This window comes from Glutamicibacter sp. MCAF14 (assembly GCF_052114325.1).
Taxonomy (GTDB): domain Bacteria; phylum Actinomycetota; class Actinomycetes; order Actinomycetales; family Micrococcaceae; genus Glutamicibacter; species Glutamicibacter arilaitensis.
Map to the genome: position 1 here is coordinate 1 of NZ_JBFREO010000008.1, position 22,935 is coordinate 22,935.

19 protein-coding genes, 1 pseudogene and 1 riboswitch are annotated in these 22,935 nt (G+C 60.8%); of the genes and pseudogenes, 5 read left to right on the plus strand and 15 right to left on the minus strand.

The genetic code is table 11. The annotated features are described in order from the left end of the window. From AB4Y71_RS15195 to AB4Y71_RS15220, 6 genes and pseudogenes are all read right to left on the minus strand, one after another. Positions 1-212 (minus strand): annotated as a pseudogene (locus AB4Y71_RS15195) (serine hydroxymethyltransferase); the annotation flags it as partial. Continuing rightward, positions 212-592, minus strand: a complete 381-nt coding sequence (gene gcvH / locus AB4Y71_RS15200) for a glycine cleavage system protein GcvH (RefSeq protein ID WP_013349949.1) — start codon at positions 590-592, stop codon at positions 212-214. The pseudogene AB4Y71_RS15195 and the gene gcvH, both read right to left, overlap by 1 nt. Positions 593-653: 61 nt before the next feature. Next, positions 654-1,781: a glycine cleavage system aminomethyltransferase GcvT gene (gcvT, locus tag AB4Y71_RS15205; protein WP_441721614.1), complete on the minus strand. Its 1,128-nt coding sequence runs from the start codon at positions 1,779-1,781 to the stop codon at positions 654-656. Between the two features lie 13 nt (positions 1,782-1,794). Beyond that, positions 1,795-4,641 carry an aminomethyl-transferring glycine dehydrogenase gene (gene gcvP, locus AB4Y71_RS15210; RefSeq protein WP_441721616.1) on the minus strand — a complete coding sequence of 949 codons (2,847 nt, stop codon included), beginning with the start codon at positions 4,639-4,641 and terminating at the stop codon, positions 1,795-1,797. Between the two features lie 164 nt (positions 4,642-4,805). Continuing rightward, positions 4,806-4,903, minus strand: a riboswitch (glycine riboswitch). Between the two features lie 102 nt (positions 4,904-5,005). Then, on the minus strand, positions 5,006-5,794 hold the full coding sequence (locus AB4Y71_RS15215; RefSeq protein WP_417367116.1) for an SGNH/GDSL hydrolase family protein: 789 nt from the start codon (positions 5,792-5,794) through the stop codon (positions 5,006-5,008). Positions 5,795-5,849: 55 nt separating this feature from the next. Further along, the gene (locus AB4Y71_RS15220; RefSeq protein WP_441721618.1) at positions 5,850-6,992 is read right to left on the minus strand and encodes a serine hydrolase domain-containing protein; all 1,143 of its coding nucleotides are present in this window, start codon (positions 6,990-6,992) and stop codon (positions 5,850-5,852) included. Between the two features lie 273 nt (positions 6,993-7,265). Here AB4Y71_RS15220 and AB4Y71_RS15225 point away from each other — a divergent pair, with 273 nt between their 5' ends. Further along, positions 7,266-8,714, plus strand: coding sequence for an APC family permease (locus AB4Y71_RS15225; RefSeq protein ID WP_041650050.1), 1,449 nt, complete (start codon positions 7,266-7,268; stop codon positions 8,712-8,714). Positions 8,715-8,777: 63 nt separating this feature from the next. Here the strand turns inward: AB4Y71_RS15225 and AB4Y71_RS15230 are convergent, their stop codons facing one another. Further along, on the minus strand, positions 8,778-9,689 hold the full coding sequence (locus tag AB4Y71_RS15230; protein WP_441721620.1) for an RNase H family protein: 912 nt from the start codon (positions 9,687-9,689) through the stop codon (positions 8,778-8,780). Positions 9,690-9,806: 117 nt separating this feature from the next. Between AB4Y71_RS15230 and AB4Y71_RS15235 the strand changes: the two genes are divergently transcribed. Beyond that, the gene (locus AB4Y71_RS15235; RefSeq protein ID WP_134779568.1) at positions 9,807-10,115 is read left to right on the plus strand and encodes a hypothetical protein; all 309 of its coding nucleotides are present in this window, start codon (positions 9,807-9,809) and stop codon (positions 10,113-10,115) included. A gap of 68 nt (positions 10,116-10,183) precedes the next feature. On the opposite strand, the gene AB4Y71_RS15240 is transcribed toward AB4Y71_RS15235, so the two are convergent. Continuing rightward, entirely contained in the window at positions 10,184-11,293 is a 1,110-nt protein-coding gene (locus AB4Y71_RS15240) for a glutathione S-transferase family protein (RefSeq protein ID WP_441721623.1), read from the minus strand. Positions 11,294-11,688: 395 nt separating this feature from the next. Between AB4Y71_RS15240 and AB4Y71_RS15245 the strand changes: the two genes are divergently transcribed. Then, positions 11,689-12,174 carry a MarR family winged helix-turn-helix transcriptional regulator gene (locus AB4Y71_RS15245; protein WP_013349959.1) on the plus strand — a complete coding sequence of 162 codons (486 nt, stop codon included), beginning with the start codon at positions 11,689-11,691 and terminating at the stop codon, positions 12,172-12,174. On the opposite strand, the gene AB4Y71_RS15250 is transcribed toward AB4Y71_RS15245, so the two are convergent. After that, a complete protein-coding gene (locus AB4Y71_RS15250; protein WP_441721626.1) occupies positions 12,171-14,000 on the minus strand; it encodes an ABC transporter ATP-binding protein in 1,830 nt (609 codons plus the stop codon). The genes AB4Y71_RS15245 and AB4Y71_RS15250 overlap by 4 nt on opposite strands. 105 nt (positions 14,001-14,105) lie before the next feature. Between AB4Y71_RS15250 and AB4Y71_RS15255 the strand changes: the two genes are divergently transcribed. After that, positions 14,106-14,582, plus strand: coding sequence for a MarR family winged helix-turn-helix transcriptional regulator (locus AB4Y71_RS15255; RefSeq protein WP_417367100.1), 477 nt, complete (start codon positions 14,106-14,108; stop codon positions 14,580-14,582). Between the two features lie 24 nt (positions 14,583-14,606). Here the strand turns inward: AB4Y71_RS15255 and AB4Y71_RS15260 are convergent, their stop codons facing one another. Genes AB4Y71_RS15260 through AB4Y71_RS15270 form a run of 3 tightly spaced genes read right to left on the minus strand, consistent with a single transcriptional unit; the run spans position 14,607 to position 18,669 of the window. Then, positions 14,607-16,514, minus strand: coding sequence for an SIP domain-containing protein (locus tag AB4Y71_RS15260; RefSeq protein ID WP_441721629.1), 1,908 nt, complete (start codon positions 16,512-16,514; stop codon positions 14,607-14,609). A gap of 2 nt (positions 16,515-16,516) precedes the next feature. Beyond that, positions 16,517-17,623, minus strand: a complete 1,107-nt coding sequence (locus tag AB4Y71_RS15265) for a FecCD family ABC transporter permease (RefSeq protein ID WP_441676799.1) — start codon at positions 17,621-17,623, stop codon at positions 16,517-16,519. After that, entirely contained in the window at positions 17,620-18,669 is a 1,050-nt protein-coding gene (locus AB4Y71_RS15270) for a FecCD family ABC transporter permease (RefSeq protein WP_441721632.1), read from the minus strand. Before AB4Y71_RS15270 ends, AB4Y71_RS15265 begins: the two co-directional genes overlap by 4 nt. Before the next feature lie 20 nt (positions 18,670-18,689). Between AB4Y71_RS15270 and AB4Y71_RS15275 the strand changes: the two genes are divergently transcribed. Continuing rightward, positions 18,690-19,490 (plus strand): MBL fold metallo-hydrolase, encoded by an 801-nt coding sequence (locus tag AB4Y71_RS15275; RefSeq protein WP_013349965.1) that lies wholly within the window; start codon positions 18,690-18,692, stop codon positions 19,488-19,490. Between the two features lie 6 nt (positions 19,491-19,496). Here the strand turns inward: AB4Y71_RS15275 and AB4Y71_RS15280 are convergent, their stop codons facing one another. From AB4Y71_RS15280 to AB4Y71_RS15290, 3 genes are all read right to left on the minus strand, one after another. After that, positions 19,497-20,555: an ABC transporter substrate-binding protein gene (locus tag AB4Y71_RS15280; protein WP_417367094.1), complete on the minus strand. Its 1,059-nt coding sequence runs from the start codon at positions 20,553-20,555 to the stop codon at positions 19,497-19,499. 190 nt (positions 20,556-20,745) lie between these two features. Continuing rightward, positions 20,746-22,071, minus strand: coding sequence for an FtsX-like permease family protein (locus AB4Y71_RS15285; RefSeq protein ID WP_441721637.1), 1,326 nt, complete (start codon positions 22,069-22,071; stop codon positions 20,746-20,748). Then, positions 22,068-22,811, minus strand: coding sequence for an ABC transporter ATP-binding protein (locus AB4Y71_RS15290; protein WP_441721640.1), 744 nt, complete (start codon positions 22,809-22,811; stop codon positions 22,068-22,070). The genes AB4Y71_RS15285 and AB4Y71_RS15290 overlap by 4 nt, the downstream gene beginning before the upstream one ends. Positions 22,812-22,935: the final 124 nt, after the last annotated feature.

A 22,935-nucleotide genomic window follows, 5' to 3' on the forward strand; every position in this document is an offset into this window, starting at 1 on the left:
CCCGGGTAGCCTTCGGCGTACTTGTTGGTCAGTACCGAACCCTGCGCCTGCATCACTGCCTGCGCGGTGTGGTTCTCCGACGCGATCATTTCCAGACCGCGCTGCTGGCGAGCCAGCTCAGCGTCGATACGCTGCGCCACCTCCGGGTCCAGCGAAGCCAGCGACTGAGTCAGCGATGCTGCTGCAACGGATTCAAAAGTCTGGTTGCTCATTACTCGACGTTTCCACCGTTCGTGCTAGCGTAGTCGGCTGCCGAGAGCAGCGGTCCTTCTTCGGCGACCTCAACGGTGAACAGCCAGCCGGCGCCGTATGGGTCTTCGTTCAGGATGGCTGGGTTATCTACTGCCTCGTCGTTGATGGCAACAATGGTGCCGGTCACGGGCGAGTACAGGTCGGAAACCGACTTGGTCGATTCAACTTCGCCACAGGTCTCGCCTGCGGTTACGGTGTCGCCAACCTCTGGCAGGTCTACGTAGACCACGTCGCCCAGGGCGTCTGCGGCAACCTGGGTGATGCCGACCTTTGCTGGCGATGCTGCATCGATCCACTCGTGCTCAGCCGAGTAGCGCAATGACGAAAGAACTTTACTCACGGTATTTCCTCTCCCAAGGGAATTTAGCGGGCCTTCAGCTTGGCCCTACTGATGTTTAACGTTACTTGGCTCGGGTGTAGAACGGCAGTTCGACGACGACAAAAGGCAAAGTCTTACCACGAAGATCTACTTCTAGCTCGGTACCAACTTCACCGAATTCGGCATCGACATAACCCAGTGCTACTGGGTAGCCCAGGGTTGGCGATGGCTGGCCGGAGGTGATTTCACCAATGGTCGCGCCATCTTTAACAATCGCGTAACCTCCGCGTCCAGCGCGCTTGCCCAGGCCCTTGAGGCCAACTAGCTTGCGTGCCGGGGTGGCACCGCGCAGGGCTTCAAGTGCCTCTCGTCCGACGAAGTTCTCTTCCTTCTTGAAGGAGACAACCGGGCCGAATCCCGCATCGAACGGGGTGCGTTCCAGTGAGAGCTCGTTGCCGTACAGCGGCATGCCCGCTTCCAGGCGCAGCGAGTCGCGGGAAGCCAGGCCGCAAGGAACCAGCTCGTGGTCCTTGCCGGCTTCAACGGTCTTCTCCCACATGGCTGCTGCATCTTCGTTTTCGATGATCAGCTCGAAGCCGTCTTCGCCGGTGTAGCCGGTGCGGGCGAGCAGCACGTTGATGCCGCCAAGCACTACGTTCACAGCTGCGTAATATTTCAGCTCGGTCACGGCCTGGACGGTGGCTTCGTCGGCAGACAGGTTCTTCAGGATCGCTTCAGCGTTTGGTCCCTGGACTGCGATCAGCGACTGGCGATCCGAGGCGTCGTCAACGACCACGTCGAAGCCGGCGGCGCGGGCAGCCAGTTCGGCTGCAACCACTGGAGCGTTGCCGGCGTTTGGAACCACGAGGAACTTTTCCTCTTCGAGGCGGTAGACGATCAGATCATCAATGATCTTGCCTTCGGCGTTCAGGATCAGCGAGTACTTAGCCTTGCCGACCTTCATCACGTTCAGGTTGCCTGCCAGCGCGGTGTTCAGCGCCTTGCCGGCTTCTGGACCGGTCAGGTAGACCTCGCCCATGTGCGAGAGGTCGAACAGGCCGGCGGTGGAGCGTACTGCCTTGTGCTCGGCCAGTTCCGAACCGTACTTCAGTGGCATGTCCCAGCCGCCGAAGTCGGTGAAGTTGGCGCTGAGCTCTTCGTGCTGCGCGTGCAGTGCGGTGTGCTTGAGTGCTTGGGTAGTCTCAGTCATCTCTAACTCTTCCTTAGTCTTCGAAGGCTTCAGGAGCCGGGCAGGAGCAGATCAGGTTGCGGTCGCCACCGGCGCCGTCGATGCGGCCCACGGTTGGGAAGTACTTGTCAAACTTCAACGCTGGTACCGGGAAGGCAGCCTGCTCGACGGAGTACTTGCGGTCCCAGTTGCTGTTGACCACTGCGGAAACTGTGTGCGGTGCGTTGCGCAATGGGGATTCTTCGATGCTGTAGGCACCGGAGAGGACCTCGTCCATTTCCTGGCGGATGGTGATCATCGCTTCGATGAAGCGCTCGATCTCGCCCAGGTCCTCGGATTCGGTCGGCTCGACCATCAAGGTACCTGCTACCGGGAAGGACAGGGTTGGTGCGTGGAAGCCGAAGTCGATCAGGCGCTTGGCGACATCCTCAGCGGTGACCCCGGTCTTGGCGGTCAGTTCGCGCAGATCCAGGATGCACTCGTGGGCTACCAGGCCCTTATTGCCGGTGAACAGGATCGGGAAGTGCTCGTTCAGGCGCTTGGCGATGTAGTTGGCGTTCAGGATCGCATGCTTGGTGGCTTCGGTCAGCCCGTCCCCGCCCATCATCGCGATGTAGGCCCAGGAGATCGGCAGGACGCCGGCCGAGCCGAAGGCGGTAGCCACAACTGGCACGCCGTCACGCTCGGTGTAGGTGCCCGAGGCATCGCCTGGCAGGAATGGCAGCAGGTGCTCGCCGACGCCGATCGGGCCAACGCCCGGGCCGCCGCCGCCGTGCGGGATGCAGAAGGTCTTGTGCAGGTTCAGGTGCGATACGTCGCCGCCGAACTTGCCTGGCTGGGCCAGTCCGACCATGGCGTTCATGTTCGCGCCGTCGATGTATACCTGTCCGCCGGCAGCGTGGACCTTGTCGCAGACCTCGCGCACATCGGCATCGTAGACGCCGTGGGTGGATGGGTAGGTGATCATGATGGCCGCAAGGACGTCCTTGTTGGCCTCGATCTTGGCATCCAGGTCATTGGCGTCGATGGTGCCATCGGCAGCAGTCTTCACAACAACCACGCGCATGCCGGCAAGTACTGCCGAAGCGGCGTTGGTGCCGTGGGCCGAAGCCGGGATCAGGCACAAATCGCGCTGGCCTTCGCCGCGCGAACGGTGGTAATCCGAGATGGCCAGCAGGCCTGCGTACTCGCCCTGCGAGCCCGCGTTTGGCTGAATCGAAACGCCGGCGTAGCCGGTGATGGCGGTCAGGCGGCCTTCCAGGTCGGTGATCAGCTCGCGCCAGCCCTCGGTCTGCGCTGCAGGTGCGTAAGGGTGGATCGAAGCGAATTCAGGCCAGGTGATGGATTCCATCTCGGCAGCCGAGTTCAGCTTCATGGTGCACGAGCCCAGTGGGATCATGGTGCGGTCCAACGCCAGGTCGCGGTCCGAGAGGCGGCGCAGGTAGCGCATCATCTGGGTTTCCGAGGAAATGGTGTTGAAGATCGGGTGGGTCATGTAGTCGCTGGTGCGGACCTGGCCGGCGGGGATCTCGAATCCTTCAGGAGCCGAGAGCTGCGCGCCGAAGACCTCAAGCAGGGACTTGACGATGGCGCTGGTGGTGGCCTCATCGGTGGAGATGCCCACCTGGGTGTCGTTGACCTTGCGCAGGTTGATGCCCGACTCGATGGCCTTGGCGACAATGGCGTCGGCGTTCTCCACGTTCACCACAACGGTGTCGAAGAAGGAATCCGAAGCCAGGGTGAAGCCGGCGGCTACCAGCGAGCTGGCGATCACGCGAGCGTGGTTATGGGCGCGGGTTGCGATCTGCTTCAGGCCGGCTGGGCCGTGGTAGACCGCGTACATCGATGCGCAAATGGCTAGCAGGGCCTGTGCGGTGCAGATGTTGGAGGTCGCCTTTTCGCGGCGGATGTGCTGTTCGCGGGTCTGCAGTGCCAGGCGGTAGGCAGGGACTCCGGCATCGTCCACCGAAACGCCCACCAGGCGTCCTGGCATGGAGCGGGTCAGGCCATCAGCTACTGCCATGTAGGCTGCGTGCGGACCGCCGAAGAACAGCGGCACGCCGAAGCGCTGGGTGTTGCCCACGGCGATATCTGCACCCTGCTCACCCGGAGGGGTGATCATGGTCAGAGCCAACAGGTCGGCGATGACGGTGACCATGGCGCCGGATTCCTTGGCCGCTGCGATGATCGCAGCGTGGTCGGCGATCGAGCCGTTGTTGCCTGGCTGCTGCAGCACGACACCGGAGATGTCGCCTTCTGGCAGGCCTGCGGAGAGGTCGGCGATTTCAACTTCGAAGCCCAGTGCGTCGGCACGGCCCTGCACGACCTTCAGGGTCTGCGGGAAGATGTTGGAGTCCAAGACGGTCTTGCCCTTGGACTTCTTCTTGTTGGCGCGTCGCATCATCAGCACGGCTTCGGCTGCGGCGGAGGATTCATCCAGCAGCGAGGCGTTGGCGATTGGCAAGCCGGTCAGGTCCATGACCATGGTCTGGAAGTTCAGCAGGGCTTCAAGGCGGCCCTGGGAGATTTCTGGCTGGTACGGGGTGTATGCGGTGTACCAGGCTGGGTTTTCCACGATGTTGCGACGGATAACCGCTGGGGTGATGGTGTCGTAGAAGCCCTGACCGATCATCTGGGTCTTTATGACGTTCTTCGAGGCAAGCGCACGCAGGTGGGCCAGTGCTTCGGTTTCAGTCAGGGCATTGGGGATATCCAGTGCGGATTCCTGGCGGATGTCAGCCGGAACGGCAGTATCGATCAGCGCTTCGAGGCTGTCATAGCCCAGAGTCTGAAGCATGGTGGTTACGTCCGATGGACGCGGGCCGATGTGGCGGGCAACAAATTCAGTATTCGAAGGTGCCGAAGTCTGCGTGATGGTCATGGTGCTGGTATCTCCATGGGATCTGTCTTGGCGCATGCCAAAGGAAGGTCTTTTTACCTCCCCATCCCTGTTGCATAACCTGAGAGTTTTACGCATCCAGCAAACTAAGCCGGACACTTGCACCTTCGGTGAACCGGAACGGGCCGGTTTCTTTCCAGAGTTGCCTCGTGATGGCGGTACGGGTGCCTGAGAGTTTCCTGGGGAGGAATTGCTCCTACGGCGCCCGTCCATGGTGTGAACGGGACTCTCCCGCCATCCGTCTGTGGCGTGTGCTGCGGGTCGGAGACCTGCAGGACACAACCATGTTACCTGCCCCGCTCCGAAGGTCAAACAGGAGCAGCGCCAGGAAAAGTCATAAATGTATTTAGTTTGCGTCGACGGTTAATCGGATGTAATCAGGATATTTCGCTGACAAGGAATCACCCGAAGACGTACCGGTTAAACGGCGTTTAACCCACGGAGCTAAATGTTCTTTGGCCCAGCCCAATTCCTGCTTCAGCTTCTCGCCACGGGAGTTCACCGCAAAGTCCGGCAAGGAAGGCTGCTGGATCTTCGAAGACCAGTTTTCATCGGTAATGCCCTGGGTGCCGAGGACCTCGAGAACCTTGGCGGCCATCAGCGCATGGCCCAGCTCGTTCATGTGCAGCCGGTCAACCGCCCAGTAGCGGATATCCGAGAACTCGCGCCAACGCCAGTAGTCAGCGATGACCGCCCCGTGCTGATCCGCGATTTCACGGACCTTCTCGTTGTAGATGGCAGTGCGCGGACGGGTCTTGGAGAACAATGGCGATTCCACGGTGTCGAAACCGGTGAACAGCACGATCTTGCTCCCTGCTTCGGCAAATCGGCGCACCATGCCTTCATAGCCGCGCATCAGCGCATCCAGGTCTGCCTTGGGGCGCAGGATGTCATTGCCTCCGGCGTAAATGGTGACCAGATCCGGGGACAGTGCCAGCGCCTGGTCCAGCTGCTGGTTGATCACCTGGCCAATTTTCTTGCCGCGCACCGCCAGGTTGGCATATTCCCAATCCCCTTCGGCGCAGAGCACCTCGGCGACCCGGTCTGCCCAGCCGCGCATCTGATTAGGTCGGGTTGAATCAACGTCGCCAACGCCCTCGGTGAACGAGTCACCTAGTGCCACAAACTTCTTCACTTCACTCCTGCTTGGTTTCTACTCGGTATCCGGGCTACGCGTTGCTGCCTGCAGCCTAGGCCTTCATGTTCTTCTGCATGATCAGCTGGCGGGCCAGCTGGCTGAGCTTCACTCCCGTGGAAGTTTCCTTCAGGCCTTCATTGCGCGATGGGATGTAGCCGAATCCCAGCTGGTAGGCCGGGTCGGCAAAGGCCAGCGAGGAGTTCGCACCATCATGGCCGTAGGCGAAGATCGATCCGTAGTTGTTCCGGGCGGTGGCCTTCATGAACCCCAGCGCGAAGGCCTGCAGCAGGCCGCTGGTCCGGTCATGCCCGTAGACCAATTCGGTGGAAACCTGGGACCAGGTGTCCTCGGAGAGCAATCCCTTGCTCACGCCCAGCTGAGGTACTGCCCCGAAGGAGGCCGCGTAGATGGCGGCCAGCGACTGGGCATTGGCTACCGCACCCATGGATGCCGGTCCCACCTGGCGCACCTGCGGAGAGTTGGCCAGTTCGTGCCAGTTGTAGACCGGACCGGATTCCAGTGCGAAGCCGGAAGCCGAGTTCACTGCGAGGCCAGCCGGGGAGAACGGGTCGAAGAATTCCGAGCGTTCTTCCGCTGCCGGCAGCACGTCGCGGTAGCGCGGTTCCAGCGCTGGGTCCTGGCCGATATAGGCGTCGGCACCCAGCGGCTTGCGAATGCGCTCTTCGAAGACTTCCTTCAGTTCCTTGCCGGTGACCCGTCGCACCAGTTCTTCCATGAGCACGCCCATGGTGATGGCGTGATAGCCCACGATGTTCTGGCCCAAGGGCCAGATGCTTGGCATGGAAGCCAGGACCTTGGCGTATTCGGCGGAGTTCAGCAGGATCTTGCTTGGCACTCCCCCGGGCACGCCCAAGACTCCGGCCTGGTGGCTGAGCACTTCACCGACAGTGAGCTGGCCCTTGCCGTTGGCGGCGAATTCCGGCCAGTAGGTGGCCATCGAGGCCTTCGGGTCGATCAGGCCGTCTTGCACCAGCAGCGCCACGACGAGCGCGCTCAATCCCTTGGTGCAGGAGAAGACGCAGGTCAGCGCATCCCCGGCCAGGTGCTCGCCTACGCTGTGGCTGAGCACCAGTTCACCGCGGTGGTAAATGGCCAGCTGCGCCGAATAATTCTCTTCTTCAGCGGCTCGTGCTTCCAGGGCCTGTGCCAGGGGCGCGAAATCTTCAGTGATCACCGATTGCATCAAAATCCTTAAAGTGCTTGTCTCTCTTCAACTAACCCTAGTCGCTTTGATCGTATTCGCTCAGGGTTCTACACGCTGATTCGATACTAAGCGCACAGGTACGTCAGCTCACACAATCAGCGCTTTTCCCCCACTCATCGACGGCAGGTGACCGCTCATCCCACGCCTCTGTGAGCCAGCCCGGAGCCTGGTTTGCCCAGTTCAATCGCTGACCCTAAAGTTGTAATGTTTGCCTACAAAATTGAAGGAGATGATCTCGATCGCATGACTGTGAACAGTGAAACGGCCGTAACCGACGGCAAAGAAACAGAACTCCACAGGGTGATTGGCCCGAAACTGCTGCTATTCCTCATCATGGGCGATATCATCGGTGCCGGCATTTTCGCCATCACCGGCAAGGTTGCCGGCCAGGTTGGTGGGGCCGCATGGTTGCCGTTCCTGATCGCTTTCACGATCGCGACCCTTACCGCTTTCAGCTACCTCGAACTGGTCACCAAATACCCGCACGCTGCCGGTGCCGCCCTGTACATCCACAAGGCTTTCGGCATCCACTTCGTGACGTTCCTGGTGGCCTTCACCGTCGCCTGTTCGGGTATTACCAGTGCCGCGACCTCAGCCACCTTGGTGGGGCGGAACCTGCTGATTGGCATCGGCCAATTTGTTGAGGGCGTGCCGAACACTCCCGAGGCCGGCATGTGGGCAGCGATCGCCATCATCGTGATTCTTGCGATCATCAACTTCCGCGGCGTGGGCGAGAGCGTGAAGTTCAACCTCGTGCTGACCATTGTTTCGCTGGCCATCATGGCTGCGATTATCGGTATCGGACTGTCTGTCATCGCCTCCGGCCACGGAGATATTTCCCGTCTGGTGGTCTTCGAAACCCCGAACGACCGCAGCATCTTCGCCGCAGTGACCATGGGTACCGCCATTGCCTTCTTCGCCATGGTGGGCTTCGAAGACTCGGTGAACCTGGTGGAAGAAACCAAGGATCCCAAGAAAACTTTCCCGAGGATCATGCTCATCGGCTTGGGCATCTGCGCAGCGATCTACATGCTGGTGGCAGTCACCGTGATCATGGTGATCCCGACCGGTGACCTGCTGAACCCGAAGAACCCTGATGCCGGCATCCTGCTGGATGTGGTGCGCATTGGCCTGCCCGGCTTGCCAGTTGACGCGATCTTCCCATTCTTGACCGTCTTCGCAGTGGTCAACACCGCGCTGATGAACATGCTCATGGCCAGCCGCCTGCTGTACGGCATGGCCCGCCAGGGCGTGCTGCCGCAATTCCTGGGCAAGGTGCACTCGACTCGTCGTTCCCCATGGGCAGCGATCTTGTTCAGCACCGTTCTGGCCGTGGCACTGGTGGCTTATGTGAACCTGGACAAGGAGAACAGCATTGTCGGTTCGCTGGGCGGCACCACCGCGCTGCTGCTGCTCTGCGTTTTCGCGGTAGTCAATGTGGCCCTGCTGGTGCTCCGCCGCGACAAGCCTGAACCTGGTGCGTTCCGCACGCCAACGATCATCCCGATCCTCGGCGTGGGCTTCTGCCTGTTCCTTGCAGGCCCATGGGCCCGTTCCCGCGAAGACTGGATCCAGTATGAGATTGCCGGCCTGCTGCTGGTCATCGGCGTAGCCCTGTGGGCAGTGACCTGGTTGATCAACCGGATCAACTACAAGAAGGGTGTCATCGAGACCCGTCCTGGTCAGTACTGATCCCCAGCTGTTAACGCAGTGAGGACCGACAATTGGCGGGCCTCACTGCGTTAACAGCTGTTCTTAGGAGTTTTGCTCGACGGTTTCTTGGCGGAAACGGAGCTTGAGACCGCCATCGGTGCGCTGCCACCACGACGAAACCACAAGCACCGGAGCATCGGCCGGTTTCATCCGATAGGCCAGCAGCACCATCTGCGCGTCCACTTCACGAGCGGCGAGGACCTGGACTTGTCCGGTGCCGGGCAGGCTCGCTCCGCATTCCAGCATGGCACGGACCGTGGCCACATCCAGCAGCCCTCCGTGGCGGGTCACTTCTTGGTAGCCGGGATGCAGGAAGTCGTTGAGTTCCGCGAAGCTGGAACGGATCTGCGGGTCCAAGAAGCCTTGTTCCAGCTCGTAGACGGTGGCGGCAAGGTCCACGGCGGGTTCAGGTGCGGGGACAGGTTCTGCCTCGGGTGCGGCCACTGCTTCAGCCGCGGCCGGCGCACTGGAAGCAGCTGCACCACCAGCGGCGGTGTATCCCGGGCCGGACTCGACCGCGGTGCCTTTCTGGTGCGCGGTGGCAGCTGCACGTGCGTGATCATCGGCAGCTTCGTTCAGGTCATGGCCGGCATGGCCCTTGACCCATTCAAAGGTGTATTTGCGTCCGGCGATAGCCTGGTCGAGTTCCTCGAGGATGTCCTGGTTCAGTACCGGCTTGCCGTCGGCCTTTTTCCAGCCCTTTTTCTTCCATCCCGGCATCCATTTGCTGATGCAGTTGATCGCATACTGCGAATCGCACAGGATCTTCAGTTCTTCTTCCGGCAGGTGTTCTGTGGCGCGGAAGAGTTCGAGCACCGCTTGGAGTTCGCCCATGTTGTTGGTGCCATGGTCCCACCCGCCTGCGGCCCAGTTGTCCTGATCCACGTACCAAGCCCATCCGGCTGGTCCGGGGTTTCCTAGGGCTGATCCATCCGCAGCTGCAATGATCGTCATAGTTTAATCCTGCCATGTCGATGGCCACGCATGCTTTCACGCCCCCGGTCATGTCGTCATCCATTGTTTGCTTGATGAATCACAGGTTCTTTGCTGAACTACGCCTAGGATTGAGTGGTGAAAAAGATTCTGCCGCTACTGGCCGTACTAGCTTTGGCCCTTTGCTCCTGCGCTGGCCCTTCGATCGATGAGCTGCGCGAGCAGGATCCAGAAGGCCATACCGCATGCATCCACTTCGGCGGCGGCTTGATCAGCCCTGAAGGCGCCGGGGCCTTGAACATGAAGAAGGCCGCCGACCATGGCGCTGCGGCCTCCACCACCGAGATCAGCGCTGCGGTAGCCACCGATGAATCCGGTGCACCGAAGATCACCGACTTGGAGGCCTTCCAGAAGGCCTGCGAAGCCCAAGGCTTCGATTTCGAATAGACGCAAACGACTGCGGGCATCAACTCCATGTTGGTGCCCGCAGCCGATGTGCTGAAGTTTTCGGCAGCCTAGGCCGGGTATAGCGGGTTATGCCCGCTTTGGACGCGCTCTTCGGCACGAACTTCGTCCGGTGCCGTGCCGTCTAGGAACGGGCCGGTGTCGGCCAGTTCTTCGCGGCCGGTAGCTTCGAGCCAGTTGCCCAGCTCCGGTCCCTTGGGGATGATCTGCGTTGGGTTGATGTCTTCATGGACCACGTAGTAGTGGGCCTTGATCTGCTCAAAGTCGATGGTGTCGCCGAAACCTGGGGTTTGGAACAAGTCCCGTGCGTAGCCCCAGAGGTTTGGCATGTCGATGAGCTTGTTGCGGTTGGCCTTGAAATGGCCATGGTAGACCGGGTCGAAACGCACCAGCGTGGTGAACAGCCTGACGTCGGCCTCGGTAATGTAGTCGCCCATCAGGAAGCGGCGGGTCGCCAGCCGCTCTTCGAGGTAATCCAAGGCGGCAAATAGGCGGTCATAGGCATCGTTGTAGGCCTGCTGGTCTCCGGCGAAACCTGCCCGGTAGACCCCGTTATTCACCTCGGTGAAGATGCGCTTGATCAGCGGAAGCATCTCTTCGAGCTGGTCCTGGGGAATCAGGTTCGGTGCGCCTTCACGATGGAATTCCTTCCACTGCGTCGACATGTCCCAGGTGATCTGCGGGTAGTCGTTCGTGACCACAGCTCCTGTTGGAATATCTACGATGGCCGGGACGGTGATGCCGCGCGGGTAGTCGGCAAAGCGCTTGAAATAGTTTTCCTGCACTCGCTCGGTACCCAAAACCGGGTCCTTGCCTCCTGGATCCAGGTCGAAGGTCCAGCTGCGGGCGTCGTGGGTTGGCCCGGGCAGGCCAACGGACAGCGCATCTTCCAAACCCAGAAGACGGCGAACAATCAGGGTGCGGTTAGCCCATGGGCAGGCGCGGGCGGCCACCAGATGGTAGCGCCCTGCTTCCACCGGCCAGAGCTGGGCGCCTTCGGATAGCCCGGCATTGGGGTGTCCGATTTTGCTGTGGCAATTCCCGTCCCCATAGTGCTCGGCGCTAATGTCGGCCACGATGCGGTCTTGGATGTAGTTGGTATCTCGGGTGAATTCTCCGCCCGTGACGTAGGCGCCCTTGGTTGAATATTCCTGACTCATCGCATTCCTTCCAAAGAATTTGAAGTCCCGTGCATAAACCACTCACATCGAGACTATGACAGTTGATCGGGTAAGGAAATGGCCGACAGCTGTTTTCCAGCTCTCCTCCATTTTCAACCGAATGTGCGCATCGAAATGCCTAGCCTTTGACCTGCGGGCTGAGGCCGGAGATCTGGAGGCGGGCGATCTGCAGTTCCGAATGGATGCCGTGCAGGTGCTCTGCTTTATGCATTGCCAGTCGGCGCGTTCTCCAGCAGGCCGCATTCCTTGAAACCATGCGACCAATTTTTAGCTGACACGTCACTATCTCTTGCAAAATTCAACTATACACGAGATGATTGATGCGTCAACAATATTTCTTGCTCCATCTTGGAGCACCGACGGCGAGGAAGAAAATGAAGAGCGAAGAGACCCGCTGGCTCACCGATGCTGAGCAGGAACTCTGGCGGACCATACGCGAGTTCCTCTGGCAGTTTCCAAGTGCCATGGATCGCCAGCTGCTGCGCGATTCAAATATGCTATCCGGAGAATATTCCGTGCTTGCCGTACTTTCAGAAAGCACTGAACCAAGCTTGCGCCCGGCCGATGTCGCCACCGCACTGCGCTGGGATCGCTCACGGCTCTCCCACCTGCTGCGCCGAATGGAGTCCAAGGGTCTGATCAGCCGTTGCGCAGATGAGACTGACCGCCGTGGTCACCAGATTACCTTGACTGCCCAGGGCCGGACGACCGTGGAGGAAGCCGCGCCTGCGCATGTCAGCTTCGTGCGTGAAGCCTTCTTTGACTCGCTGAATAAAACCGAACGCTCGGCGTTGGAATCCGCACTGCCCAAGATCCTGGCTTCTCTGGAACAGCAGGGTCTGAAAGACGGCTCGTGCTAGCTGGCCCGTTGAGCCATTTCGTTTCTTGATACCAGCTGGGCGAAGCGTCCACCTAGCTGGAGCAATTCGTCATATGTTCCCGATTCGGCAATCCGGCCATCTTCGAGCACCACGATGCGATCAGCTCGCATCACGGTACTCAAGCGGTGCGCGATCAGCAAGGTAGTGCGCCCCACGGCAAGTTCATCCAGCGCTTGCTGGACTAGCGCTTCGGTCACCGTATCCAATGCGCTGGTAGCTTCGTCCAGAACCAGGACCTTGGGCTTGCGCAGCATGGTGCGGGCAATGGCCAAACGCTGTTGCTCACCGCCGGAGAACCGGTGGCCGCGCTGCCCGACCTGGGTCTCCAGCCCCTGCGGCAGACCGCGAACCAACTCCGCAATTTGCGCGGCTTCCAGCGCCTGCCAGAGTTCAGCTTCAGTTGCCGTCGGCGCGGCCCACAAGAGGTTCTCGCGCACCGAGGCATGCAGCAGGTAACTTTCTTGGGCGACCACGGAGACCACCTGGGCGATGCTTTCAGGATCAAATTCCTTCAGGTCTACCCCGTCAAGCAAGATCTGCCCGCTAGTGGGATCCAATAGCCGGGGCAGCAGTGATCCGAGCGTGGATTTACCCGACCCGGTCGCTCCGACAACCGCGGTCATGGTTCCGGCCTCCAGCACGAGGTCCAATTGGTCCAAGGTGGCGCGGTGTGCTTCGGGGTAGCGGAAACTGACATCGCGCAGCTGCACTTCACCACGCAGGTTTTCAGCATCAATGGCGCGCGGCCGCGGCGCGACAGGCAGCGCCTGGTCCGTGTCGAGATATTCAAAGACTCGGCTGAACAGGGCCATGGCAGAAACCCATTGGACGGAAATCTGCATCATGCCCATCACCGGCCGGAAGATGCCGGCTTGCAACCCGGTAAAGGCCACCAGGGTGCCGATGCTCATTCCTTGTCCGGTGGCCGGCAGGCCAGCGACAAGGTACAGCACCGCAGGGATAGCGGCGAAGATGATGCTCATGGTTGCCATCCGCCAGCGACCGGCCAATGCACTTTTCATTTCCAGGTCTATGAGCTTGTGGCTGGAATCCTCAAAGGCCGCCGCGTCGGCGCTTCCGGTGCCCATGATCTTGGCCAAGCGGACACCTGAGATACTCAACCGCTCTTCGATCAAGGAAGTCAGGTTGGACATCTCTCGCTGGCGCTTTCCGGTCACTGCACGGCGCAGTTTTGCCGTCTGCTTTGCCAGCAGTACCGCAGGAGGCAGTACTACCAATGAGATCAGGCTCAGCTTCCAGGAAATCGCCACCATGGCGCAGGCGGTGGCCACCACGGTGGTGAGATTCGAGGCAATACTGGTTGCCGAATTGGTGATCACCGACTGCATTTGCCCGACGTCGTTGATCAGTCGAGACTGCACGTCTCCGGAGCGCGAGTTGGTGAAGAATCCTAAGGACTGCTTTTGCAGATGCCTGAACAGACCGGTGCGCAATCCATGCATCACGCGCTGGCCCATCAAGGTTGCCCGCCAGGTCTGGATGACTTCCAGAATCGCGGTGACCAAGGAGATCAGCACCAATCCCCCGGCACCCAAAAGCAGCAACCGGACGTTGTTATTGGGGATGGCGTCATCAATGAGTTCGCGGACGATAAACGGTTGCGCCAAGCCGATGATCGATGAGGCCACGATCAGCGCCATCACCACGCCGACCGAGGCCAGATGCGGCCGGAAGAGTGCTGCAATACGCTTCAGGGATACCGGATGTTCGGATAGCCATTGCTTGTCTTGTGCAGAGTTCCGGCCTGAACCGGGCCCGCCGCCGGGCATACCCATTGGATTCATAGGCACCGCCTTTCGCTGATTCTTGTAAATCAAGAATAGCAGAGGTTACCTCACTATGTGGTCGCATCTTGAAGTTGTTCGCAGAAACACACTATCCTTGAACATATGCAGAACGACGAGTCCAAGCCTGACTTGGCAGATCTTTTCCTCCGCGCCTCGCGCATGCTTCGCGGGCGCTGGAGAGACAGTTTGATTCCCCTGGGGATCACGCCGCACCAGTCCCGGGTGCTGACTTTGCTGTCCCGCGCCGACGAAGTTGGGCTGCGCAACTCGCAGCTGGCCGAACAACTGCACATCGCAGCACGCTCGACCACCGAGGTAGTCGATCAGCTTGAGGCCAAGTCACTGGTGGTGCGCACCCCCGATCCTGCCGATCGCCGGGCTACCTTGATTGCGTTGAGCCCTACCGGGCGGGCGCAGCTGGGCGAATTGGCCGAACTGCGCCGTTCCAGCATGGAAGGCTACTTTGACAAGCTGGGCACCGAGGAACGCGCCGAGCTGACCCGCCTACTGGGGATCTTGGACCGGGAGAACCCACGCCCAATTCGCGCCGGCTGCAAGCAGCCGGCCAAGGACAGCTAGAAACCGCCCTCGGCCCGAAGGCCGCTAGTTTTCGGTCTTGCCGCGACGCCAGTAGCCCATGAAGGCAACCTGCTTGCGGTCCACACCAGCATCGCGCACCAAATAGCGGCGCATTTCCTTGACCGTGCCGGCCTCGCCAGCAATCCACGCATAGAACGGAGCGGTGTTCGCCTGGCCGGTTTCCCACAGGATGTCGGCATCAACGTCGATATCTTCCGGCTCGGCATTGGTATGCACCACGCCGGCAGCTGGAATGGCCACGACCTGGCGCAGCGTCGAAAGCAGCAATTCGCCGTGCTCGTGGCTGCCACGGGTCAGCCACTGCACCGAAACACCCGAACGGGTGGACGCACCGAGGATGTCGGTGGTCTCCGGAACTTCAATCAGTGCATGGCCGGTGACATTCGACGGCAGGGCTTCGAGGATCGCGCAAATGGCCGGGGCCGCAGTCTCATCGCCAGCCAGCAGCACGCGAGTGGCATCCCCGCGGCGGAACTCGATGCCGCCGTAGCTGGAATCGTTGAGCATCTTATTTGGCCCCAGCAGCAACAGCGGGTCGCCCACCTTGGCGCGGTCGCCGAATTCGGTGGCCGGACCGCCCTGAAGCTGCCCGTCAACCATGTGGCCGTGCATCACGAAGTCGATATCCAGTTCGGGGGTGGCTCCGATGTTGTCCCGGTGGCCGGCTTCACGGAAGGCACGCACGGTGTAGGTGCGCATGTAGCCGCGCGTATCTGGATCAATCGATAGCCAGCGCTTGTACCAGCCCTGCTGCTCGGCCGGGCTGGTCATCGCCAGCGGACGCATCGATTCGATTTCTTCGGTGAGCGCAGAGCCGCCAGCCGGTGGCAACAGCAGCTTAATGCGCATATCCAGCGGATGGCTGTTGGTGCCAAAGTACTCCAGATCATGGCCGCTGACAGTAACGCGGCGGAAGGATGGTGCCAGCTGCTGGCTGTTGACCACGGTAGTCTCGAAGGCCAGCGTCGGCACATGCTCAAAGGCAGGGCGCGTGGTGTTCGGATCCAGTTCGGCGGCGGCCTGCATCGCCTGCTGCACATCGACTACCTGCGCGGCTTCGGCGTTCTTCCGCGCAGGCTCGGCACGGAAGATGCCCTTGGAGGCCAGCACCTGTTCGGTGCGCAGCACGCGGTGGCGGCCGATGGGCAGAACCAGCGGGGTGCCGCCCACCGGGTCCGGGATCACGCGGCTTGGCATGCCGAAAACATCCTTGACGGTCTTCTCGGTGACCACTTCATTGGGATGTCCGGCGGCGTAGATCTTGCCGTGGCGCAAGGCCACCAGGTAATCGGCGTAGCGCGCCGCCAAGTTCAAATCATGCAACACGATCACCACGGTGATTCCGCGGCTGCGGTTCAATTCACTGACCACATCGAGCACTTCAAGCTGGTGCGCCACGTCCAAGAATGTGGTCGGCTCGTCCAGCAGCAGCAAATCGGTTTCCTGGGCCAGCGCCATGGCGATCCAGACACGCTGGCGCTGGCCGCCGGAGAGCTCATCGACCGAGCGTTCGGCCAGCTCGGTGGTTCCGGTCAGCTCCATGGCGCGGTTCACCGCCGCCTCGTCCTCGGCGGAGAAACGCTTGAACAGTCCCTGATGCGGGTAGCGGCCACGGCTGATCAGCTCACGGGCGGTGATGCCATCCGGTGCGGTGGGCGACTGCGGCAGCAAGCCCAGGGTCTTGGCAACTTGCTTGGCCGGCCTGGAATGGATATCGGCTCCGTCCAGCAGCACCTGGCCGCCAGCTGGCTTGAGCAGCCGCGACAAGGCGCGCAGCAAGGTGGACTTGCCGCAGCCGTTGGCGCCGACGACGATGCTCACCTGCCCGGTGGGGATATCCAGTGACAGCTCGTCGACGATGGTGACCTTGTCATAGGCCAAGGTCAAATCGCTAGCCTGCAAAGTAGCCATGGTTATGCACCGCTTCCAGTTGAGTTTGCGCGCACCAGGATCCAGATCAGGAATGGTGCGCCGAATGCGCCGGTGATGACTCCCACCGGCAGTGACAGTTCTGCGAAAAGGTTCGCAGCAAAGAAATTGGCCACGATCACCAGCGTTGCCCCGGTTAAGCCCGAGAGCAGGATGTTGATGGGACCGCGGGTCAGCGCCGCAGTAATCGGCCCGGCCAGGAACGCCACGAAGGCCAGCGGCCCGGTGACGGCAATCGGCAGGGCACCCATGGCTACCGCGGCAAAGACCAGCAGTGCCCGGGCCCAGCCCACGTGCAAGCCCAGGGCGGCTGCGGTGTCCTCCCCCAGCTCCAGCATCTTCAGCTGGCGTAGCACCACCGGCAGCAGCAGAATTCCGATAACACCCAGGGACACCAGCAGCAGCAGGGCGTTCTCCCAGTTGCTCGATGACAGCGAGCCGGTCAGCCAGTGCATGACGTCGCTGGCGGTGTTCACCTGCGCTTGGGTGAGCAGGTATTGGATCAGCGCCTGCAGCATGGCCCCGATGGCCAGGCCTGCGAGAATCAGCCGGGAACCGGTGCGCTTGCCTGAAGCCGAGAGCCAGTAGATCAAGGCGGCGATCAGCAGACCGCCGGCAAGGGAAAAGGCGTTGAGCTTCCAGTCGTTATAGCCCAGGATGATCACCGCAAGCACTGCGGCCGCCGAGGCACCATAGCCCACGCCGATCACATCGGGGCTGGCCAGCGGGTTGCCCAGCCAGCGCTGGAACAGGGAGCCGGAGATGCCCAGGCCGGCACCGGCCAAGGCGCCTACGGCTATCCGGGGAAGGCGGTCTTCGATGATGATGAAGCTGGTGCCCGGAACGCTTTGCCCGGTCAATACCTGCAGCACTTCATCGGCCGGCAACCGGTCCCGTCCCCAGAAGAGGTAGGCCGCGATGGCCAGCAGCAGGGCCAGGATCATCCACAGCGCGGTACGCCGCGTACGGCTCTTGCGGCGCGAAGCCAGGGGCACTGCGGTGATCGCTTTCGGTGCCTGCGCGGAGCTGTCCGAGTCTTTGGTCTTGCTAGGCTGGGTCATTTCGGCTGCTGCCATTTCGCTTGTACTCACAGGCTCACCGACTTCATGCCGCTGCGCATCATGATGATGAAGATCGGTCCGCCGAGCATGGCGCACATGACGCCGACTTGGATTTCACCAGGCGGGGCGATGATCCGTCCTACGGTATCAGCTACCAGCAGCAGAATCGGTCCGGCGATGACGCACGCGGGCATCAGCCAGCGGTAGTCCGAGCCGACAAGCAAGCGGACAGCGTGCGGGATCATCAAGCCCACAAAGGCGATGGGGCCGACCACTGCGGTGGCCGTACCGGCAAGGATCACCACGCCGATGGAACCAATCAGCCGAGCCCGGCCAAGATTGAAGCCCAGGGCAACTGCCGTGTCATCCCCCATGGAGACGGCGTTGGAAACTTTGGCAGTGGAAAGCACGATTACCGTGCCGATGGCCACAACGGGGATGGCGCCGAGGAAGGTGTCAATGCCGCTGCTGGAGAGCGAACCGATCTGCCACATGCGGAATCGATCCATGGTGGCATCGGAAATCATCAAGATCGCATTGGTAATCGCGCCCACGCCTACCGCCATGGCGGCACCGCCCAGGGCCAGCTTAATGGGGGTGGCACCGTCGCGGCCCACATTAGCCACCAGGTACACCAGGGTCATCACCACCGCGGCACCCAGGAAGGCGGCGATCATGATTCCGGTCAAGGAGCTCACGCCCAAAAAGGCGATCGCCAGCACGACTGTCATGGAAGAACCTGCGTTCAGCCCGAGGATGCCGGTATCGGCCAGCGGGTTGCGGGTCAGTCCCTGCAATCCGGCGCCGGCCAGGCCCAGGGCAGCGCCCACCACCAGGGCGCCAACGGTGCGCGCAAAGCGCGAAGCCACCACGCCTTGGTCCGCGTTGTCCGGGTCAAAGGCCCAGATCGCATCAAAGACGGTACCCAGCGAAACGCTTCGCGCCCCGAGCAGCAACGATGCGAAGAGCGCGAGGGCCAGCAGCACGAAGAGCAGCGCAAAAGCACTGAGCTTCCGGCTGGTCTTTGGTGCTTTGACAGGCCGCGCTGGGCGCGTAACACTTTCAGTCGCGATCATTGGTTCCTACACTCATTGCTATGGCTCTTCTTCCCTCGCCCACCATTATCGCCCCAGGCATCGGCTTGCTGCGTGCCCAGAACCCTTCTGAAATGACGTTGGACGGGACTAATTCTTATCTGCTGTTCGATCCTGCTTTGGATGAACTGGCGCCCGGAACACCTGCGGTGCTCATTGATCCGGGGCCGGATCTTGAAGACCATTTGCAGGCCTTGGCGGCCTTTGATATCCAATTGGTGCTCATTACCCACCGGCATTCGGACCACACGGGAGGAATTGATTCCTTCTACCGGATGACCGGGGCGCCGGTGCGCGCCGTGCTGCCTGAGTTCTGCCGGGATGCTGCGGTCTTCACCGATCAGGAAGTGGTCAACGCTGCCGGGGTGGATATCCAGGTGCTCTTCACACCGGGCCACACCTCGGACTCGGTGTGCTTCATCCGCCAGGGCCAAAGCGACCACCTGTTTACCGGAGATACGGTGCTGGGCCGGGGTACCACCATCTTGGAACATCCCGATGGCACCCTGGCCGATTATCTGGGTTCCTTGCAACGGCTGCTGGACTTGGAGGATATGGCTTTGCATCCGGCCCATGGCCAGCAGCACGATTCCTCGCATCCGCTGCTCCGGATGTATTTGGAGCATCGGCATGCGCGTTTGGATCAAGTTCGCGCCGCTTTGCAGAAACTCGGCAAGGCCGGGGCCGACGCGCGACCAGCTGAATTGCTGGAGCTTGTCTACCCCGACCTCGATGCGCGCCTGGCGGGCGCGGCTACCCATTCCCTGGAAGCGCAGTTGCACTATCTGTCAGTGAATCCTTAGCCGAATTTACTTTGCTGCGGCTGCGTTTTCGGCAGCCTTGACGATACCGGGAACGACGTTCTCCAGTGCCCATTCAATGGACAGTGGCGAAGCCGAGGAGATTGCCAAGGTTGCTTCATCGGTGCCCGGCAGTGCTACGGCATCGTTCTTCGCTGCTGGGATCTGGCCGTACAGCGGCTGTCCCTTGATGATGTCTTCCATCGTGTTGCCTGCAACGGCCGAGGAGAAGACGATATCCGAGTCCCACTCGTTGACCTTTTCAGGGGAAACGGTGAAGTAGAAGGTGTCCTTGGCCGCGTTCTTCTGCACGTAGTCGGCCTGGGTCATGCCCAGTGCGCTCAGGAAGCGTGGACGGGTGTCGCCTTCGGAGTAGACGTAGGCGGTCTCAGGGGCCGAGAGGTCAGCGGCGATGAAGGTGGTGTCCTTCAGGACTGGGTTCTCCTCGCCAACCTTGGCCAGCTTGCCTTCGATATCTTCGATCAGGGCGTCAGCTTCTTCTTCCTTGCCCAGCATCTGGCCGGCAGCTTCGGTGACCTGTTCCCAGCTGGTCAGGTAGCTAGGCTCGATGGGGCCAACCACCGGAGCGATTTTCTGCAGCTTCTCGTATTGCTCTTTTGCCAGGCCCGAGTACGGGGCGAAGATGACATCTGGCTTCGAGGCGGCGATGCCGGTGTAGTCGATGTCGTCGCCGACCTTGTACTGCACTGGGGCATTCTCGGAACCGATGGAAGCGTCCAGCCCTTCAAGAGCCGCGTCCTTCCAGGTGGTGGAGTTGTTATCGTTCATGCCGTAGGTGTCGGCATCCATGCCCACAGGTACGGTGTCCAGCGACAGCAGGACATCAGCGTTGACCCACGAGATGGTCGCAACGCGCTCTGGGGCTTCTTCAATCTTGGTTTCACCGTAGATGTTCTTGATGGTGACCGGAGTGAAGTCTTCTGCACCCTGTGCCGAAGAATCAGTCGATGGCTCCGCGGTGGTGCTCGACGCTCCACAAGCGGACAGGCTCAGCGCGAAAATGGCAGTTGAAGCGGCGATGATTCCGGCGCGACGTGAATTTTTCATGGGTCGGTGATTCCAGACTATGCGAGGTTCTGTAAACGTATCGGTTGGCTAGGTTAGGCATGCCTATCCGAGCCGTATGCCACAATACGCGTTAAATTCACCATTACGCAACACGGAACGTCCCTAATCACCGACTCTGAAGTGAACCTAACCAAAGAGGTCCGGATTTTCGGCTAGTTGACCAGAGATTTTATTCTCTAGTTGCTAGCAGCTTCTGCGGATCGGCTACCAAAATTGCGCCCCGGATCAACAACATGCCAAGTAATACACACGCAACTACCGTGATGACCGTCAACGGCTTGAAGATGATGGCGGCTCCGGCCAACGGCAATACGAGAACCGTGGAGGCAATGGCAAACCCGATCGAGGCAGCCAATGCCGGGATCATGATCGACTTGGTCCGTGCGGCGTTCATCGTTGCCCACGGCATCCCCAGCCGATGCAGCCCGCGATACAGCTCGGCACGGTCCAAGGTGCTGGCACTTTGGGAGATCGCCGCCGAGGCGGCCACGCAGAAGAAGCTGATCGCCAAGGTCACCAGCACGCCGGTGGTGACATCGGCTGGAACGTGTTCCAGCCAGGTGCCGCGGGAAAGGCCATCATCGGTCATTGACATCATGGCTGCGCCGCTGCCTCCCACCACGGCCACAAAGGACGCCATGGCTACCCCGGAAACCTGGCGCCAGGATTCGGCAGGGCTTTCCAGGATCATGCGGGCTGACAAGAGTTCTTGCGGAGTATTGGCCTTGCGCAGTTTGCGCTTGCCAACCTTGGAAACCAGAAACGGGCCAATCAGGTTCATGATCAGCAAACCAAATCCGAACCCGCCAACCACCACCGCAATGATCGCTGCGATTGATTGCAGGAACTGCCCCATATTGGCAAACACCAAGCCCAGCACCACGATCCCGCCTACGGCTATAACCGCACGCAACCAGCCGGGGGTGGGAACCTGGCGACGGCTTGCGACCGCCAACGGGGTGATCACCAGTTTGCGCAGGCCCGCAGCTGCACTTGCCGCAGAAAGGAGCACGACAGCGACTACTGCTATAACCAGCATCCACAGCGGCAGGTAGATTGCCGACCCGATGAGCGCACCCTGGAACCGGAGCATCGATGCAAGCGGAGCGACCAGGAAATACAGCAGCACTCCGGTCAGTGCACCGGCGAGCGCAGTACCTGCGGCCTGCAGCACGGCGACCAGGCTGATCTGCCTACCGGTGGCACCAAGCAGCCGCAGCGAGGACAGGGCCCGGTCATTGGAGCGCGCCGAAAGCCTTGCAGCAGCTGAGCCCAGCACCAGCAGCGGAACCACGAGCAGTACCACGGCGAATGCTGCCAATGGCAGATACATGCTCTGGGCTTCGAGGCTGAAGCTGGTAAAGGAGTAGGCGCCACCCAAGACGATCAGCAGGATCGCACTGACCATTGCGTAGGCGCAAGCGGTCAAAACCTGTGGAGCCAACCGTGATTTGGCCGGACGGCCGAGCATCCATGAAAGGTGCAGGATATTCACTTCTGCACACCGCCGTGCATGGTGTTCAACGGCTGCGGGCTATCGCTGATCAGCTTTCCATCTTGCAGCTGCACCACGCGATCGCAGCGTGCCGCCACATTGGGATCATGGGTCACCATCACCAAGGATTTCCCTGCACCCACGGTGCACTCCAATAAGGTTTCCAGTACCTCGAAGCCTGTGGTTGAATCCAATGCGCCGGTCGGTTCATCGGCAAAGACCACCATCGCCCCGGTCACCTGGGCACGGGCGATGGCCACGCGCTGCTGCTGCCCTCCGGAGAGCTGGCCAATGCGGCGTTCTTCCATGCCTGCCAAGCCCAGATCTGCCAAGGCAGTTGCGGCCCGTTCAATCGCAGTGCCGCGCGGCACCCCGTTGATCATCAAGGCCATGGCTACGTTCTCTTGGGCGGTGAGCTCTGGAATCAGCAGCCCGGATTGGAAGACAAAGCCAAAGGATTCACGGCGCAATCTGGTTCGCGCTTTATCTTTGAGTCCTTGGATGTCCACCGGTGCACGTCCTGGCAGGTTCAGCATGATGCTTCCTGCATCGGGCAGTTCAATGCCTGCCAGTGCGTGCAGCAACGTGGACTTGCCTGAACCCGAGGGTCCCATGATGGCCAGGGATTGGCCCAGCGTGATCTGCAGGTCGACACCGTTCAGGGCCGTGGTGGAGCCAAAGGCGCGGCAGAGTCCATGGGCGGCGAGTATAGGTGGATATCCAAGGGAATTTTCAAGCATGCCTCCATGTTTTCAACAATGGGTATATGCGCGCATCAGTGCAGGGTTCCATTTGGCCGCCAGCCAGACTCATCCCCCGGTATCAGTTGCCGGTAGTTTGTTCACATCCACAGCAGGAGCATTT